The organism is Allobosea spartocytisi (assembly GCF_014764685.1).
GTDB classification, from domain to species: domain Bacteria; phylum Pseudomonadota; class Alphaproteobacteria; order Rhizobiales; family Beijerinckiaceae; genus Allobosea; species Allobosea spartocytisi.
The window spans coordinates 1-15835 of record NZ_JACXWY010000035.1; the positions used below are offsets into that span (position 1 = coordinate 1).

Sequence of the window (15835 nt, forward strand, 5' to 3'; positions counted from 1 at the left end):
GCTCTGCCGGAGCTTTCTCCGGCACCGATTTCTGTCTCATCTGCGCTCCTGAATGGCTGCGATGATCCAGAAATCCTCCCTTCCCGAAAATCCCGAATCTGTCTCAAGGGCGCTGACGGCGGACAGCCGAGATCGTCCTTCCCCCGGACGATGACATGCACATGGGGATGACCGGTATTGTAATGGTTGACCGCGACCCAATCGAGTTTCGTGCCGAGGTCGCCTTCGATCTGCTTCATCAGATCGCGGGTGTGCTCGGTGAGGTCCGAGAGATCGACAGCATCCTCGGGCGAGACGATGAACCGAAACTGGTGGCGATCGTCCTTGCCGCGCTCGACGAAGGCATCGCCGTCGGCGCGATCTTCGGTGGCGGAATAGAGCTGGCCGCGTTCGCCATCGCGCGAGGTTCCGTCACGCTGAATGTAGCGAAGATGGGCGGCGGCCTTGCCGTTCTTGCCGGCCTGCTGGACGTAGCGCGTCTTGACGACGACGCGGCGCATTCCCGGCGCGCTGTGGCGCCAGCCGCCCGACAGGGTTCGAGCATTCACGAAGGCCGCACCGCGTCCGCGCTTGACGCCCGGCCCCTTGCTGGCCCGCGAAACCTTCCCGCTCTTTCCGGCCGAACCCGAAGTGGTGCGTGACGGGGATCGCGATGCCGATGGAGACGATCTGCCAGGGATGTTGCTATGCTGGCGCGCGAGCTTCTTGGCCTGGGTGAGAAAGCTCTTGGCCTTGCCGAGCTTCGGCGCATCCGCTCGGATGCGGCCGGGCTTCGGACGGAAGCGGTTTTCATCATCGGCGCTCATGAGTGCGCCTCTGGCCAAAAAAATGCCGAACCCGCCGGAAATCGGCTAAAATGCGGCTGTAGTGCCGGTCAAAACCCCGCAAGGCCAAGGCTTTGCGCGAATCTCCGGCACCACGGGGCGAAAACCATGGTGCCAGTCCCGGCTCCCCCAACCAGTGTGCAGACAACAACAAATTCAGAAATCGGGCCAACGTAGTGCCGGTTTCCTTTATCTTGCCCTCCGCCTTTACTGCCCTTTCCGCCCTTCCTGCCGGGAATCCAGCCAGGCGAAACCCTGCATGACTGGACACCGGAACGTATCGCGCCGAGCGCGGGAACACGCCTGTCATGGCGCTCCCCCGTCGTCGGCGCGGGCCACAAAAATGCTGCCGGTCGGCTCCGTATCGGCGGCATTGCGCACCGGAACGGGCGCGCGGATGTCACCGGATTGCACTTCGGATGACGGCGCGGCGGTAGTTCGCATGTCGGTCGAGCGCGTGACGAACAGCGGAGCCGCGCGCCAGTCGGGCGGCGGTGGCGGTTCTGGCGCGGGTATTTCGCCCCCGGCCGAACTGCCCAGAACTGGCGCAAGCGCAGCGACATAGGCGCGCGTCTCGGCGGGCAAGGCACGGCCTGTCGTGCGATGTTCGTCGTAACGGCCAGGACCGGCATTGTAGGCCGCGAGCATCGCGGCGACGTTGCCGTAGCGGTCCCACATTTCGCGCAGATAAGCCGCACCCGCCATGATGTTGTCGCGTGGGTCGTAAGGATCGCGGCCGAGGCCATGGCGGACGCGCAGGCCCGCCCAAGTGTCGGGCATGACCTGCATCAATCCCATCGCTCCGGCCGACGAGATTGCGCGCACGTCGCCCGCGCTCTCGGCGCGGAGCACTGCGCGAATCCAGTGTTCGGGAATACCGAAACGTTGCGAGGCTTCGGTAATGAAGCCGGCATAGGGATCGGAGGGATTCGCGCGCGCGACGGGTGCGGCTTGCGCCGATACGGCAACCGGACTGACTCCGACCGCGAGCACGCCAGCCAGCAGCAGACCGGCATATCGCACGATCTTCCTGTCTCTGTTCGACCTCCAGCCTGCCAGCGTGCTCGCTGCGGTCAAGGGCAAGGCGCGAGCGCCGGCGAGAGGCCGCCCCTGACCTTCGCTGTGCGCGCCGGCCGTCCGGTGGCCGAGCGGGACGACAGGATGAGACGGCCTTGCCGCGAACAACGGGATGAGGGTTTTGAACGCGAGGATGACGCAATAGCGCATGGCTTTCAGTCCCGCCCGCCACGCGGCTTCGGGCGGTTCCAGTGCAGTGACCACGCCGTCTTGTCGTTGCTGTTCTGGAAGAGGTTGGCGCGGATCGGCTGCGGCAAGGCGGGATCGTCGATCACCAGCGAAATGTAATCGCCGGCTTTTTCGCCGACCTCCTTCCAGCCCGCTCCGACCTCGGGGCCATCTTCGGCCCCATGAAGGACGCGATAGGCGGGCGCGTTGTCCGCATCCGATGGTTCGGCGGGAACAATGGTCAGTTCACGGTAAAGGGTGAGCGTATGAACACGGCCGACGAAGGTTTCATTTTCGGCGGTGAATTGACCGATCTGTGGCATGACAAGTCTCCAATGGTTGCAGGTTTCAGGGAGGATTAATGCGTCGGCACGCGCCATTCGTAGCGGCCGTCGCCTTCCTCATCGGTCCAGAGCGGCAGCGCCCGGCCGATGACGGAATCTGCGGGGATGGGTCCGAAGTAACGGCCGTCCAGGCTGTCGCGGATCTCCCAATTCATGAGGAAGATTTCGCCGTCGCCGATGACGCGGCAGCCCTGCCAGACCGGCAGATCGCGGCCGATCCGGTCGCGGTCCAGCGCTTCGCCCATTTCCACGCCATCGACGGTGACGGTGCGGCCAGTGCGGCAAACCCGCTGTCCGGGCAAACCGAGGACGCGCTTCAGGAGCGGCACGCCGCGCCCGACATAACCGCGCTCGACCATGAAGGCGGCGAGCGGTTCGGGCGGCATGATTGCGACCAGCTCGGGCACTTCGATCCGCTCGGCGGGTTCGACGGTGTAGAAGCCGATGGGCGCGCTGGCCGTGGCGTTCCAGATCAGTTTCGTAGGCGTCGGGATGAACGCGGCGATGGCGACGCCCATCGCCGCAAAATACGTCACCATGACGTAGCCGAACCGTGTCATGGTTCGATCCTCCGGCGATGGAGCCAGGCGGCGTGTCGTTCCGGCGTGTAGTCGCGCGGCTCCAGACCGGCGGTCAGGCGGTTGTGGACATGCCGCCAGTGATCGGGCGCGGCGTCGGCCGGATCGAGGCCGAGCGCTTCCACCGCGTCGATGGCGGCCAGCGCGCGCTGCACCTTCGCCCAGCTATCGAGGCGCAACAGGATGTCGCCGCCGGGGCGGACGAAAGGCAGCGTCTGGAACGGCTCGCCGCGGCCGATGGCGCGCACGATGTCGATGCGGGAAATCACCGTGCCATGCTCGCCCGCCGCCCAGCGGACGAAGGCGAAGACGCTTTCCGGCGCGAAGCCGACGAGGCTGCGGCGACGGTCGATGATCTGTTCGTAGCTCTTGCGGCCGAACCGTATCCAGCGCTCGACCTTGCGCTTGTCGAAGGTCAGTTCGACCAATGTGGTGAAAGGCGCAGGCCCGTCCGGCAGCGGACGGCCGTGCAAGCGGCGGGCCGCGTTGCCGGTCATATCGGATCTCCTTCGGTGGATGGAAATTCGCGCGCGAGCAGGTCGCGCAGCATGTCGGCGACGGTGATGCCGCGCCGGAAAGCCGCGACCTTGATGCGCCCGCGCATCTCGGGCGTGATGTCGATCGTCAGGCGAGCGGTGAACGCCTCGCCTGTGGTTTTGCCGGTCTGCGGCGTGTCCGAAGCCTTGATCCAGCTCTCGGGATCGCTCGGCCGGGATGCGAAGCGAGGCTTGCCGGGAGCGCGGGTCATGGCGCGCTCCGCCCGATGCCGAGATGGTCGATCTCCGTGGCAAGCGCGGCGATCTCGCGCGTGGCCCGGCTGTCGGCGTCGATCTCGCTGGTAAGCCGGCCGGACTGCGCGGCGTCGGCGAAGACGACGCGCTGGCCGATGGTGGCGGCAAGCAAGGGCGGATCGTGGTCGGCCAGCGTCTCGGCCGTCTCTCGGGCGATGACGGTGCGCGCGCCGCAACGGTTGAGCACGAAACGGGCGACCAGCTCAGGCCTGTAGATGCGCGCTTCCTTGAGAAGCGCCAGCATTTCGGCCGAGGCCCAACCATCGAAGGGGGATGGCTGCACCGGGATCAACACCAGGTCGGCGGCAAGCAGCGCCGAGCGCATCAGAGCTGCGACGCGCGGCGGCCCGTCGATGACAACGTGATCGGCGTCGCGGGCCAGCTCCGGCGCTTCCCGGTGCAAGGTGTCGCGGGCCAGGCCGATAGTGCTGAACAGCCTTGGCAGCCCCTCATGGCTGCGTGTCTGCGACCAGTCGAGCGCGGAGCCTTGTGGATCAGCGTCGATCAGCGTGACGCGCTTTCCCCTTGCGGCCCATTCTCCCGCGAGGTGCAGCGCCAGCGTGGTTTTGCCGACGCCGCCTTTCTGGTTGAGGAGAGCGACGATCATGGCTTCCCTCCCGGTTCATCATCGAAGGGGAGGTGAACGGCGGCTGGGGAGCCGGAAGTATCTATCGAGACTGGCCGGGAAGATGTTCTGCGGCGATTGCACGACGCGCGATTATGGGCGCTGCCTGAAGATGTGCGCGTGGTTCTATCCACATCGCGCGCGCGCTCTTCAATGTTAGATTCTTGGTTAGATTCTAAGTTAAGGGCACGATTTCTTTTTTCTTTTTCATCGGTTACGGCCTGTTTGAGTTCCCGATGGCACGTGCGCGCGGTTCCCGATGGCACAAGGGTCGGGGTTCCTGATGGCACGACGCCATCCACAGCTTTTCCACAGGGTTTCCACGGCTCGAACGCGAGCAGGGTGCGGCCACTGACCTCGATCTCAAGGCAAAGCCAATATCCCGGAAGCGGCTGACGACGGATGATGTCGCGCAACTCGAAAGCAAAGCGCTTGAAGGGCGAGAGGCTTCCCGACTTCAGGTAGAGGTGACGCAGATCGAACCGCCAGCCTCGCCGCTGCTTGCCACCATGCTTTCGTACCAGACGATAGAGCCAGCGCTCCAGGCCGCCCGTCAGGTTGAAATAGGTCCGATCGATGGTGAGAACGAGCGCGTCGTCGAGGACTGCGCTGTAGAACCAGTCCGGCACGATCAGTTCAATGCCTGCCGACCTGCCGCGATGGTCGGTGCGTTCGCGCCATTCGTTGATCCAGGAGAAGCGATGGCGGCGGCCTTCCGCGGACTGCCGGATCGAGGTCGACACCGTTGTCGACTGGAGCCGATCAAGCCCGGCCTTCAGACGCTGATAGTCGCGCGCGCCGACACCACGCCGGATGAAGGTCAGTATTTCGTAGGGCGTGGCGGCCATCAGACGCGATGTTGGCAATCCTGCGTCGCGGGCCTCGACGATCTGGCTGGCCGCCCAGATCAGGATGTCGGCGTCCCAGATGGTGGCCATGCCATGGTCGGGTACGGCTTCGACACGGATCGCGACGCCGCCGGCGACAAAATCGATCGGGGCTGTCCGGTGAGATTTCGAGAGCGAGAAGAAGGGATAGGCCATGAGATCCTGTGCATCGCGAGGCGAGAAATCGCCCGGAAGCGCCCTGAACAGATCGAGCTGCCCACGTTCTGATGTTGAGCTTTTGCGCATCGGCATGAGGGAGCCGCCTCGCGGCTATCGCGCACGACGGGCAACGGGTGCGGTTGCCTGCCGCTTTGCCGGCTGCACCGCGCCACGCGGATCGGATGTGGACCTGACCGAGCCGCTATCGGCCCAGGCCGTCAGGTCATCGACGGCATAGACGACGCGCCCGCCGAGTTTCCGGTAGGCGGGGCCGGTGCCATAGGTGCGGTGCTTTTCCAGTGTGCGGGACGACAGGCTCAGGAATTCGGCGGCTTCCTTGGTGCGCAGGTAGCGTGGCGGAAGGGCGGCGAGATCGGGTCGCATGGATGGGGCCTCCGTGGGTGCGTTGAGGCCGCTGGCGAGCAACGGCTGACGCAGGCCACGATGGCGAAGGCGGGACGGCGAGTTGCAGTGGGAAGTAAGGGGGGCCTAAAACTCCACACCGGCTGCGAGGCTGGCGCGAATTATGATCGGCGACGATGCCGAAGAAGGCCGCGATAGCCACCGGCAATCATGGCCTCGGCCCCTTCCAGGAGGCTCATCACGGCATGCCGCTCCGAAGCCGCTTGCCATTCATCGCGGGTGAGTTTGCCGGTGTGGAAGATTACTTCGGCGATTTCCTTATGGGTGGCGCCGGTCTGCCGCCCATCGAAAGCCTGCAACATGCGCCGCGCACGCGCACGTTGCTGACCCGTCAACCGCGTGTCTGGCGGGACGGATCGGTGGTGAAGCGAAGCAAGCAGACGGACAATCGCCTTGACGCGATCGAATCCTTCTAGTCCGAGCGGCACGATGGCGACGAGCCCTATATCGACCGGGGCGTCATTCGGCAGAACGAGATGGAGATGATCGCCGCCGCCGAGCGGATGCAGGATGTGATGCGCTTCAGGCCCGACTCTCTCGTGCGCGTCGGACAGAGCAGTTGCCGCGATTGTGCCATGTGGCAGGATCGGGGGCGCCGGCGCGAGTATGACAGCGCCTGCGTCGTCTTCGGGAAGCCAGAAAACCGGAGTTTCAGTAGCGTTGAGGCTCGGTGGGGCGGCGAAATCGCAGCCCCCAGCGGAGGCTCGCTCGTTTAATCAAAGCCGGGGTGTGAGTTGCGGCATTTTGCAGAGCATCGAAGTCGCGCTGATAGTCCTGGTTGCGCCTCAACCACTCCCAGCCGACATCGGATGCGTTCAGATGGTCGGTGTAGTCATAATTCGACGGTGTTCGCCACCGGGATGTGTCGGGAGACATCCTGCCCTCCAGCCTTTTCGCGGTTCTGGTGTGTCGAGGCGAAGACGATTGCCGGCTCGGGCAAAAGGTGGAAGCCGCATTGCTTGCAATGGGTATTGCGGCCAGCGCATCACCAGATCAGTGGCTTTGTCCTTCACGAACAAGCTGGCGATAGCCATGGGTGGTCATCCAGCGGGCGCGGGCCAGGTGCCGGTCATGGACATGACGGGCACGTTCGGGGTCGCACTCGGGATCAAGGCCGAAGAGGACACTTACGGCTTCACGCCAGTCAGCACCGTCAGCTGCTGCATCCAACAGACGCATGTAGAGCTTCATATGCGCTCGATCGTAGTCGGTGAGCGCAAAGCTTTCCGGCGGCTCATCCAGAAAGTTGGAATCGGTCACGATGCCCCCTTTGGGATATCTCTATCCGCATAGAAGGAATTTATTAACCACGATGCGACCGAAATCCCAAGCCTGTTTTCAGGCGAGACCGGGACGTGAGCGCTAGAGTGGCGGTGGGGACCGTCGGTGTTTCTCATCGACCAGCAGCACTCCGATACCCTGGTCGGGGTTCAGGAAGATGATGCCGCTGCTCTCGAACGCCCTGCGAACCTGATCGCGCGTCGTCTCATACACGTCGAGTCTGCTTTCAGACTCGAGGCGTTTGAGCGCGGTCAGCGATATTCGGGCCTTGTCAGCGAGCGTCTCCTGAGTCCAACCAAGCAGCGCGCGTGCGGCCCGCGATTGTCGGGCGGTGATCATGCATGATCACCTCCCATTCGGACCAGCTCTCGCGCCAGAACTACGACTATAATAGTCGCTCCTCGTGGGTCTGGCCAGACAATTTGACAGGTTTACGGGTGGGATAGATTGAACTGCTGCCGACTGATTCGGTTGCCCTCAAGCGCTTTGCCCCGCCCGGATCGTCCGGGCGGGGCATCTTCGCGCGACGGGCTTACTCGCCATTGCGGCGATTGGGCCGGGACCAGATCAAAGCGTAGCTCTCGCCGTCTTCGTCGTCGAAGAGGTTGGCGTAGATCGGGGCGGTGAAGCTCGGATCGTCGAGCTTGAGGCCCAAATAGTCGCGGCCCTCGTTGGAGCGCTTGGACCAGGCGGCGCCGATCTCGGCGCGGCCGACCAGGACCCGATGGCTGGGGGCGTTCTCGCCGGTGGCACGCAGGTCGGGAACGATGCGCACGCCCTTGGCCTGGACGCTGAGGGTGACGATTTCGCCGGTGAATTCGTTCGAGCCGGTCTTCTTGAAGGTGCCGATGGTTGCCATTTTAAGTCTCCGTTTTCCGTTTCCGAGCCCGCACCATTGCGGCCTCGATGGCGATCGACCGGCCGGAGACGAACGCTGGCGCACCCCAAAGGGGCTGGACAGCACAGGAGAAACTTTCTTGTTCCGCGCGGAATGGCGGCTCTGCCGGCAGGGGAAGAAAGTTGTGACGACGCTGTTGCGCTAAAGCGGTCGAAGCGCATCGCGCTGTTCTTCGGCCAGATCAGGCCATTGAAGAGGCCGTTTGGAGCGGTCGAGACACGGGGGCTGAACGGAGACGGTGGCAACCTTGGGGCTCAACAGGATGACCAGACCGGCCGTACCGGCTCTTTTGTCACCGCGCGTCTCAGGCCATGCGCATCTCTCATTCCGGCCTATTCCAACCGGCGTCGCCCCATCGGTTTCTGGTCAGTCCACGAACGCTGGCGCTGACCGTCCTACGCTCCTATGGGGCGCGGCTGTGTCTCACGCTGATCCGATGCTTGCCCGCTATCTACCGCCATATTCCTGACGAAGATGGAAGATGATCCGTATCCGCTTCTGGTCGCGATCAACGGATCACTGTGGTTCAAGTGCGCACAAAGCCGCCGTCCGCTGGGCCGGTCGCGGCCATGCCCGCAACGCGCAGGAACGTTGTCACGCCCACCGCAACCGCTCCGATGACCGAGAAGATGAGTTGCCATGTCTCTGAGGGCATCATGTGCTTGACGATACCGAGGGTGGCGTAGAACCCGGCCATACCCGCCGGAGCGACAAAGGCCAGAGCGATCAGCAGTCGCGCCCAGATCGGGCGGACCAGCATGAGCAGGCCCTGACCGACTGCCAGTGTCAGACCGGCGGCGAGAAAACCAATGAGGATGCCGCCGAGCCAGCCAGCCCCCGTGCCATAGGCCCAGGTTCCTGCGTTTATGCCGATAAAGAACGGAAGAGCAAAGACGGCAAGGTTGAACAGCAGCCAGCACATGGTGCCGATGGCTGCGATGGAAACAAGGATTCCGAGGACGATCATGGTGGTGTCTCCGTGCAAAATGTTGGACGGTTGCGCCTTCCACCACCACCACGGCGCACCGCGACCTTTAGCATGAACATGTCTGTCTGTGCGACATGGAATGATCGGCGTGAGCTATCGCCATGCTCATGATGAAGCTGGGAAGGCAGCGCTCACGCGCTGCCTGTCCCGAAGCGATAGACCGGGATGCCCATCTTGCGGGCCTTATCGGCCAGGTTGTCCTGAATGCCCGTGCCGGGGAAGATGATGACCCCGATCGGCATAATGCCGAGCATCTGGTCGTTGCGTTTGAACGGTGCTGCCTTGGCATGTTTTGCCCAGTCGGGTTTGAAGGCGACCTGTGCGACCTTGCGGTTATTGGCCCATGTGGCCGCGATGCGTTCCGCGCCCTTGGGCGATCCGCCATGCATCAGCACCATGTCCGGGTGCTTGGCGTGGACCTGATCGAGCTTGGCCCAGATCGTCCGGTGATCGGTGGTGTCACCGCCCGAGAAGGCGATCTTCGGACCTGCGGGCAGCAGCACCTCGTTGTCGGCCCGGCGTTTTGCGGCGATGAAGTCGCGGCTGTCGATCATGGCCGAGGTCATCTTGCGATGGTTGACCCGTGAGCCGGAGCGTTGCGACCAGGGCGTTCCGGTGGTGCGCAGATAGATGTCCGCGGCGCTATCGCGGAAGGTTTCCATGCTGTCGCGGCGCTCGATCAGGCTTTGGCCCGCGCCGATCAGGGTTTCGAGCTGGACGGATTTGACCTCGCTGCCATCCTGTTCACGCTGAAGACGCTTCTGTGCCTGCTCGTTATCGTCGAGTTTCGTCTCGATCCATTCGACAGCGCGGTGGAAGGTGTTGACGGTGGACCAGAGGATCTCGTCGAGGTCGAAATCGAGGCTGGTGTCGGCCATGGTGGAAATCAGGGCATCGAAGATGTCGGAGACTGCGCCCTGGATGACGTGATCTTCGGGTGTGATCCGGGGATCGGCCTCGTCTTCGGAGGGGCGGTAGCCGTAGAGTTCGAGTTCTTCGATGGCATGGCCGGTCGGGGACGTGCTGTGATCGGGTTCGAAATCGTCGTGCGCGTACATGGGATGCTTCCGTCAGTTGGACCGCGACCGTCGCGGCCTTCATGGCGACGAAAGCCCACGGGCGCTCCGGTCTGGCAGCGCGAGCCTCTGGCGAGGGCCTTGATGGCAAAGCCCGGCTGATTTGTTTCGCGCTGTAAAGGCGGGCTTGCCCGCCGACGGAAATCAGTCGGGCGCCGCCATTGCCTGACCGGAGCGTTTGTGGGCCGATCGCCCTCTCGGAAGGCCAAGGCGCGGTCCTCTGCTGATGACAGGATGCAGCCAATGCGCATGAAAGGATCGGAACGCCCCGATCACGGCCCCCGTACCGGCTATGCTATCGAGGCCATGAAGCGGCTGACGTCCTCGGGAGCGATTTGCACCCGGATCTTTGCCCGAACGGCATCCAGCCCATGAGTTGCGAGATCTTCGTTGAAGTCCCCCATCATGGGCGAGAGCGTGATGGCCTCGATCCCGACCTCGTGCGCCCGGCCCACCAGGCTATCGCAGGCGCTGTCACCTGCCGGATCGTTATCGCGGACGATATAGAGCCTGCGCAGTTGTGGCGGGAACAGGATGGCAGCGAGGTGTCCGGCAGAGAGTGCGGAAACCATCGGCATGGTGGGCAGAGTCTGACGCAGCGACAGGATGGTTTCGATGCCTTCCCCCGCTGCCATGACATCCTGCGCATCACCGAAACGAACCGCATGCCCGAGCAGGTCGCCCATTGCCTTCCTCGGCGGATCGACAGGTGCCTTGCCGGAACCGTCCGGGGCCAACCATGTGCGGTGTGCGCCGGTAATCCTGCCATCGAGGCCGGTGACGGCGGCGATCATGGCGGGCCATGTCTCGGTCGGGCCATCGTCCTCAGGCCGCCAGTAGCAGTTGGGATGGAAGCGCAGATTTGCGGTTTGGCGTAAATCCGTAATGCCGCGTCCGCGTAAATACGCCTCTGCGGTACTGCCGATGAGCGGTTGCGTCATGCGCCAGAGGCGACGTGCCGCTTCGGACGATCCCGATGGTGCTGGCGTTCGAGACTGGCGGGATGACGGATCAGGGTCAGCATGCGGCAGGCTGAGGAAGCGCCGGGCCTCTTCGGCAACATCTGCGAAGTCGATCAGGCCGAGCGAGTCCCGGATCACGTCGAGCAGATCGCCATGTTCACCCGTGGCCGAGTCCTGCCATTTTCCGGCAATGCCTTTCACGCTGTCGTGCAACCGGACGAACATGGAGCGTCCAGCCGTGTTTCGGACATTGCCAACCTGCCAGTAATTGCCCTGTTTACGACCATTCGACAGATAGTGGCGGCACACCGCCTCGGCCTGTCGGCCGAGACGCTGGGCCAGTTCGGAAGCGTTGAGACGCGCCATTATGCGGCCTCCCGCTCACCGATGCGCTCAACCGGGAAGCGGTCAAGCAGTTTGCCGGTGATCTCCGGTCCCGTTGCATCGACGGGCACGAAGAAACGCAGCTTCCACGAGATGATCTCGCTGAAGAGGCCATAGGCCCGCAGCCGGTCGCGCATCGCGTCAGTAAAGCCGGTCAGTTCGATCCGGTTGGCGCCCATGACCCGGACGCGGCGCAGTTGCAGCCCCTCGGCGAGATCAAGGATCGTGCGACCTTCGATCAGCGCGGCATAGGCGGCATCCGGTGTCAGGCTGCTGGTGACGCCACTGGTCGAGGCATTGGCGGCCCATGCCGGCGAGACCCGGCGACCAATGATGCGTTCGCCCTCGTCGGTCTGGAGGCGATAGACGCGGGAGGATTCCTGCGGCAGGCGTTTCCAGATCGGCAGAAGCAGCCCTGTCACCATATGCAGGATGCTGTCGGTGAACTCCGGCACCTCGGCCAGTTCCGCAGTCCAGGCTGCGCTGAAGGCGACACGATCGGCCTCGATCCAGTGGGTTTCGCCCATCGCCCGCACCGGAATATTTATCGCCTCCATCGGCCGGATCAGCCGCACGCGCCGTTCGATCTCGCCATCATCCAGCATAACGCTGGTGGTCGGAATCTGCACGGCGGCACGTCCCGACCGCTCGTTGATGAGCAATCTTGCGCGGGGATCATCCAGTTCAGCCAGCGTGGCATCGAGCGTGACCGGCTGATTGCGTTTGCGCTCGGTGAGCGTCAGGAGCCGGGTTTCCGCCCCTGTGCCCGGATGGATGTGGATCACCTGCCGGTCGGTGACGATGAAGCTTTCCGCCTTCAGCGTTTCCAGCCCCATGTCATAGGTGCCGGATGCAATGGCCCCGTCGATCCGGGCCTGCAGAAGCTGCTCGAAGGCCGAGAACAGAATACCCTGCAATTCGATGGTCAGCGCCAGCAGACGGTTGAGGAAGGTGGTGATCGGCGGCAGGTCGTCCTTCACACCATTGCTGTCCATCAGCTTCAGGCCGGTGGCGGATTCAAACCGTTCGAGCGAGCATCCCTCGACCTTGCCGCGCACGATCAGCAGATAGAGCTGGCGAAGCGCGTCGCGGGCATAGCCGGATTCCAGATTGTCCTCGGGGCGGAACAGCCCTTGTCCGCCGGTCTGGCGCTGGCCGCGTGTGATCGCGCCCAGCGTGTCGAGGCGGCGGGCGATGGTCGAGAGGAAGCGCTTCTCGGCTTTGACATCCGTGGCAATCGGCCGGAACAGAGGCGGCTGCGCCTGATTGGTCCGGTTGGTGCGCCCCAGCCCCTGAATGGCGGCATCGGCCTTCCAGCCCGGTTCCAGCAGATAATGGACTCGCAGCCGCTGGTTTCGTGCCGAGAGTTCTGCGTGATAGCTGCGCCCGGTGCCACCGGCATCCGAGAAGACCAGAATGCGCTTGTGGTCATCCATGAAGGCCGAAGTCTCGGCAAGGTTGGCGGACGGCGCACGGTTCTCGACCGCAAGGCGTGCCGATGCTCCGTCGCTCTTGCGCACGATCCGGCGCGAGCGGCCCGTGACCTCGGCCACCACATCCGTGCCGAAACGCTGGACGATCTGGTCAAGCGCACCGGGTACAGGTGGAAGCGAACCCAGCTGCTCCAGCATCTCGTCGCGCCGCGCCACGGCTTCGCGGCATTCCACCGGCTGACCGTCGCGGAAGACGGGGCGTGACGACAGGTTGCCCTCGCCATCGCTGAAGGGTTCATAGAGCTGTACCGGGAAGGAATGCTGCAAATACGAGCCGACATACTCCCTCGGCGTGATATCGACGGAAATATCGTTCCATTCCTCGGTCGGGATCTCGGCCAGTCGCCGTTCCATCAGGGCTTCGCCGGTCGAGACAATCTGAATGACGGCGGCATGGCCTGCTTCAAGATCTGCCTCGATGGACCGGATCAGGGTCGGGGTTTTCATGGAGGTCAGCAGATGGCCGAAGAAGCGCTGCTTGGTGCTCTCGAAGGCGGAACGCGCGGCGGATTTGGCCTGCCGGTTTAGAGTGCCCTCGCTGCCGGTGATATTGGCCGCTTCCATCGCCGCGTCCAGGTTTCCATGGATCACGGCAAATGCGGCCGCGTAAGCATCGTAGATGCGGCGTTGCTCGCCGGTCAGCGGGTGCTCGACCAGTTCATATTCAACGCCATCATAGGAGAGCGACCGCGCGGTATAGAGACCAAGAGAGCGGAGATCGCGGGCCAGAACCTCCATCGCCGCTACGCCGCCGGCCTCGATCGCCTCGACGAATTCGGCGCGGGTCTGAAACGGGAAATCCTCGCCGCCCCAGAGGCCGAGCCGCTGCGCATAGGCGAGATTGTGGACGGTGGTGGCGCCCGTCGCCGACACATAGACCACGCGGGCATCCGGCAGAGCGTGCTGGAGCCGCAGGCCCGCGCGTCCTTGCTGCGAGGCGGCGACATCGCCGCGTTCTCCCTTACCGCCACCGGCATTCTGCATGGCATGGCTCTCGTCGAATATGATGACTCCATCGAAATCGGAGCCCAACCAATCGACGATCTGACGCACGCGCGAAACCTTTTCGCCCCGGTCATCGGAGCGCAGCGTGGCATAGGTGGTAAACAGGATGCCTTCCGTCAGCGTGATCGGCTTGCCCTGCGGGAAGCGCGACAGAGGTGTGACTAGCAGTCGCTCCATGCCGAGCGCCGACCAGTCGCGCTGAGCGTCCTCGATCAGCTTGTCGGATTTCGAAATCCAAACCGCCTTGCGCCGTCCGCGCAGCCAATTGTCGAGGATGATCCCGGCCGATTGGCGACCCTTGCCCGCGCCGGTCCCGTCGCCCAGCATGAAGCCTCGGCGAAAGCGGACAGCGCCGGCTGCATCCTCGAGTGCGGCGCTCACATTGTCGAAATGCTCATCCACCATCCAGGCGCCAGCGAGATGATCAGCATGGGCTTCTCCTGCATAGATCAGGGTCTCCAACTGCGCATCCGACAGGCGGGTACGGATGTCGGCGGGAAGCATGGGCCGGTAAGAAGGCTTGGGCGGCGCGATCGAGGCCATGGCGGCCGATTGCACCAGCTTGGTCGGATGTGGCTCGGCGAGGGGGATGCGCAGCGATTGCAGCGCATATTCCTCATAGATCGCGTCCGACAGCCGCGCGCCTTCCGGCGGCGCCCAGTCCACTGGCTCATAGGCGAGTTCCATGCCCTCGGGATCGTTGGCCGGAGCAGCAACGGGGCGGGAGGATGCGGCGCGGGCAAGATAACCGCGCACCGTCTTCGGAGCCTCGGCGGGCAATGCGATAGCGGCTTTCGGCAAGGAGACCGGCAGGCGTGGCGGAACCTGGCTCTCGATCCAGCCGATCAGCGTGGCGACGTCGGGCGCAATCCCAGGTGAGACCGGGAAGATGGCAGGGTCGTCGGCGGGCGCCTTGTCGATCACCGTCAACCGTGTGTCGATGCTGGTGCCGTGCTTGGCATAGACCGCCCCGCCGATGGCGGCGGTGAACACCACGCGGCCACGTGCCTGCAAGCGGATGAAGGCATCGCGCCAGGCCGGGGCCTCGGGATTGAAATTCGCGCCGGTAATCGTGACTAGCCGCCCGCCGGGGGCCAGCCGGGCGAGCGCGGAAGCGACATGCCGACATGCGGCATCCGCTACGCGTCCGGTGACGTTCGCCATGACCGAGAATGGCGGGTTCATCATCACGACGGACGGCACGGCATCCGGGGCCAGATGATCGTCGATCTGGGCGGCATCCAACCGGGTGACGGGAAAGGCCGGAAAGAGAGAAGAGAGAAGATCGGCGCGGATTTCGGCCAGTTCGTTGAGGATCAGCGAACCACCGAGGGTTTGTGCCAGGATGGCCACAAGACCAGTGCCCGTCGAGGGTTCGAGCACTATATCGTCCGGGGTGATCGATGCCGCGGTCAGCGCGGCGAGGCCGAGCGGCAAAGGCGTGCTGAATTGCTGGAAGCTCTGGCTTTCTTCGGAACGGCGGGTTTGCGTCGGCAGCAGGCCGGCGATCTTCGCCAGCGGATCGAGCCGGGAAAGCGGAGACGCGGCTTTACGGAAAAGCGCCTTTCCGTATTTTCGCAGGAACAGAACCGTGGCGACCTCGCAGGCTTCATACGCCAGTTTCCAGTCCCAGGCGCCGCTGGCGTCGGACGCACCGAAGGCGGTTTCCATCGCGCCGCGCAGGATCGCGACATCGACGCGCTGGCCGCGTTCGAGATAGGGAAGGATGAGATTGGCGGCGGCCAGGATGGAAGGCGCAGCCGCCAGCGGCGCGACCGGCTCGGCCGCGGGAGACGAAATGTTCATTACGGAAAACCTCAGGAGAGCGGGAACGGGAAAGCCCGGAGGGCGCTCTCTCTCGACCACCCGGAC

At 64.0% G+C, this 15835-nt stretch carries 19 protein-coding genes; 1 reads left to right on the plus strand and 18 read right to left on the minus strand.

Annotated elements, in window-relative coordinates:
- Positions 1 to 500, minus strand: a 500-nt coding sequence (locus IED13_RS28995; protein WP_404801913.1) for a relaxase/mobilization nuclease domain-containing protein, incomplete at its 3' end; no start/stop codon positions are given.
- Between IED13_RS28995 and IED13_RS29000 the strand changes: the two genes are divergently transcribed.
- Positions 481 to 855 (plus strand): hypothetical protein, encoded by a 375-nt coding sequence (locus IED13_RS29000; protein ID WP_248312791.1) that lies wholly within the window; start codon positions 481 to 483, stop codon positions 853 to 855. The genes IED13_RS28995 and IED13_RS29000 overlap by 20 nt on opposite strands.
- 275 nt (positions 856 to 1130) lie before the next feature.
- Here the strand turns inward: IED13_RS29000 and IED13_RS26800 are convergent, their stop codons facing one another.
- The 17 genes from IED13_RS26800 to IED13_RS26880 all read right to left on the minus strand — a co-directional run bounded on the left by IED13_RS26800 (position 1131) and on the right by IED13_RS26880 (position 15769).
- Positions 1131 to 2051 carry a lytic transglycosylase domain-containing protein gene (locus IED13_RS26800; protein ID WP_183753294.1) on the minus strand — a complete coding sequence of 307 codons (921 nt, stop codon included), beginning with the start codon at positions 2049 to 2051 and terminating at the stop codon, positions 1131 to 1133.
- 5 nt (positions 2052 to 2056) lie between these two features.
- Positions 2057 to 2392: a DUF736 domain-containing protein gene (locus IED13_RS26805; protein ID WP_030540740.1), complete on the minus strand. Its 336-nt coding sequence runs from the start codon at positions 2390 to 2392 to the stop codon at positions 2057 to 2059.
- A gap of 35 nt (positions 2393 to 2427) precedes the next feature.
- Positions 2428 to 2973: a S26 family signal peptidase gene (locus tag IED13_RS26810; RefSeq protein WP_030540741.1), complete on the minus strand. Its 546-nt coding sequence runs from the start codon at positions 2971 to 2973 to the stop codon at positions 2428 to 2430.
- Complete coding sequence (locus IED13_RS26815) at positions 2970 to 3488, minus strand: DUF2840 domain-containing protein (RefSeq protein WP_030540742.1); 519 nt, start codon at positions 3486 to 3488, stop codon at positions 2970 to 2972. The genes IED13_RS26810 and IED13_RS26815 overlap by 4 nt, the downstream gene beginning before the upstream one ends.
- The gene (locus tag IED13_RS26820) at positions 3485 to 3739 is read right to left on the minus strand and encodes a hypothetical protein (RefSeq protein ID WP_030540743.1); all 255 of its coding nucleotides are present in this window, start codon (positions 3737 to 3739) and stop codon (positions 3485 to 3487) included. Before IED13_RS26820 ends, IED13_RS26815 begins: the two co-directional genes overlap by 4 nt.
- Positions 3736 to 4389 (minus strand): ParA family partition ATPase, encoded by a 654-nt coding sequence (gene parA, locus IED13_RS26825; RefSeq protein WP_030540744.1) that lies wholly within the window; start codon positions 4387 to 4389, stop codon positions 3736 to 3738. Before parA ends, IED13_RS26820 begins: the two co-directional genes overlap by 4 nt.
- Positions 4386 to 5546 carry a replication initiator protein A gene (locus IED13_RS26830; protein WP_030540745.1) on the minus strand — a complete coding sequence of 387 codons (1161 nt, stop codon included), beginning with the start codon at positions 5544 to 5546 and terminating at the stop codon, positions 4386 to 4388. The genes parA and IED13_RS26830 overlap by 4 nt, the downstream gene beginning before the upstream one ends.
- 18 nt (positions 5547 to 5564) lie before the next feature.
- Positions 5565 to 5837, minus strand: a complete 273-nt coding sequence (locus IED13_RS26835) for a helix-turn-helix transcriptional regulator (RefSeq protein WP_030540746.1) — start codon at positions 5835 to 5837, stop codon at positions 5565 to 5567.
- 140 nt (positions 5838 to 5977) lie between these two features.
- On the minus strand, positions 5978 to 6304 hold the full coding sequence (locus IED13_RS29005; RefSeq protein WP_199797745.1) for a DUF2285 domain-containing protein: 327 nt from the start codon (positions 6302 to 6304) through the stop codon (positions 5978 to 5980).
- A 223-nt stretch (positions 6305 to 6527) separates the two neighbouring features.
- Complete coding sequence (locus IED13_RS26845) at positions 6528 to 6752, minus strand: transcriptional regulator domain-containing protein (protein ID WP_183754805.1); 225 nt, start codon at positions 6750 to 6752, stop codon at positions 6528 to 6530.
- 117 nt (positions 6753 to 6869) lie between these two features.
- A complete protein-coding gene (locus tag IED13_RS26850; RefSeq protein ID WP_081856769.1) occupies positions 6870 to 7136 on the minus strand; it encodes a DNA -binding domain-containing protein in 267 nt (88 codons plus the stop codon).
- A gap of 102 nt (positions 7137 to 7238) precedes the next feature.
- Positions 7239 to 7496 (minus strand): helix-turn-helix domain-containing protein, encoded by a 258-nt coding sequence (locus tag IED13_RS26855; protein ID WP_030540750.1) that lies wholly within the window; start codon positions 7494 to 7496, stop codon positions 7239 to 7241.
- A gap of 193 nt (positions 7497 to 7689) precedes the next feature.
- Positions 7690 to 8016, minus strand: a complete 327-nt coding sequence (locus IED13_RS26860; protein ID WP_030540751.1) for a DUF736 domain-containing protein — start codon at positions 8014 to 8016, stop codon at positions 7690 to 7692.
- Between the two features lie 565 nt (positions 8017 to 8581).
- Positions 8582 to 9022 carry a hypothetical protein gene (locus tag IED13_RS26865; protein WP_030540752.1) on the minus strand — a complete coding sequence of 147 codons (441 nt, stop codon included), beginning with the start codon at positions 9020 to 9022 and terminating at the stop codon, positions 8582 to 8584.
- A 152-nt stretch (positions 9023 to 9174) separates the two neighbouring features.
- Positions 9175 to 10101 carry a DUF2493 domain-containing protein gene (locus tag IED13_RS26870; RefSeq protein WP_103023844.1) on the minus strand — a complete coding sequence of 309 codons (927 nt, stop codon included), beginning with the start codon at positions 10099 to 10101 and terminating at the stop codon, positions 9175 to 9177.
- 308 nt (positions 10102 to 10409) lie between these two features.
- Positions 10410 to 11447 (minus strand): DUF7146 domain-containing protein, encoded by a 1038-nt coding sequence (locus tag IED13_RS26875; RefSeq protein WP_030540754.1) that lies wholly within the window; start codon positions 11445 to 11447, stop codon positions 10410 to 10412.
- Positions 11447 to 15769: a strawberry notch family protein gene (locus IED13_RS26880; protein ID WP_030540755.1), complete on the minus strand. Its 4323-nt coding sequence runs from the start codon at positions 15767 to 15769 to the stop codon at positions 11447 to 11449. Before IED13_RS26880 ends, IED13_RS26875 begins: the two co-directional genes overlap by 1 nt.
- Positions 15770 to 15835 lie beyond the last annotated feature (66 nt).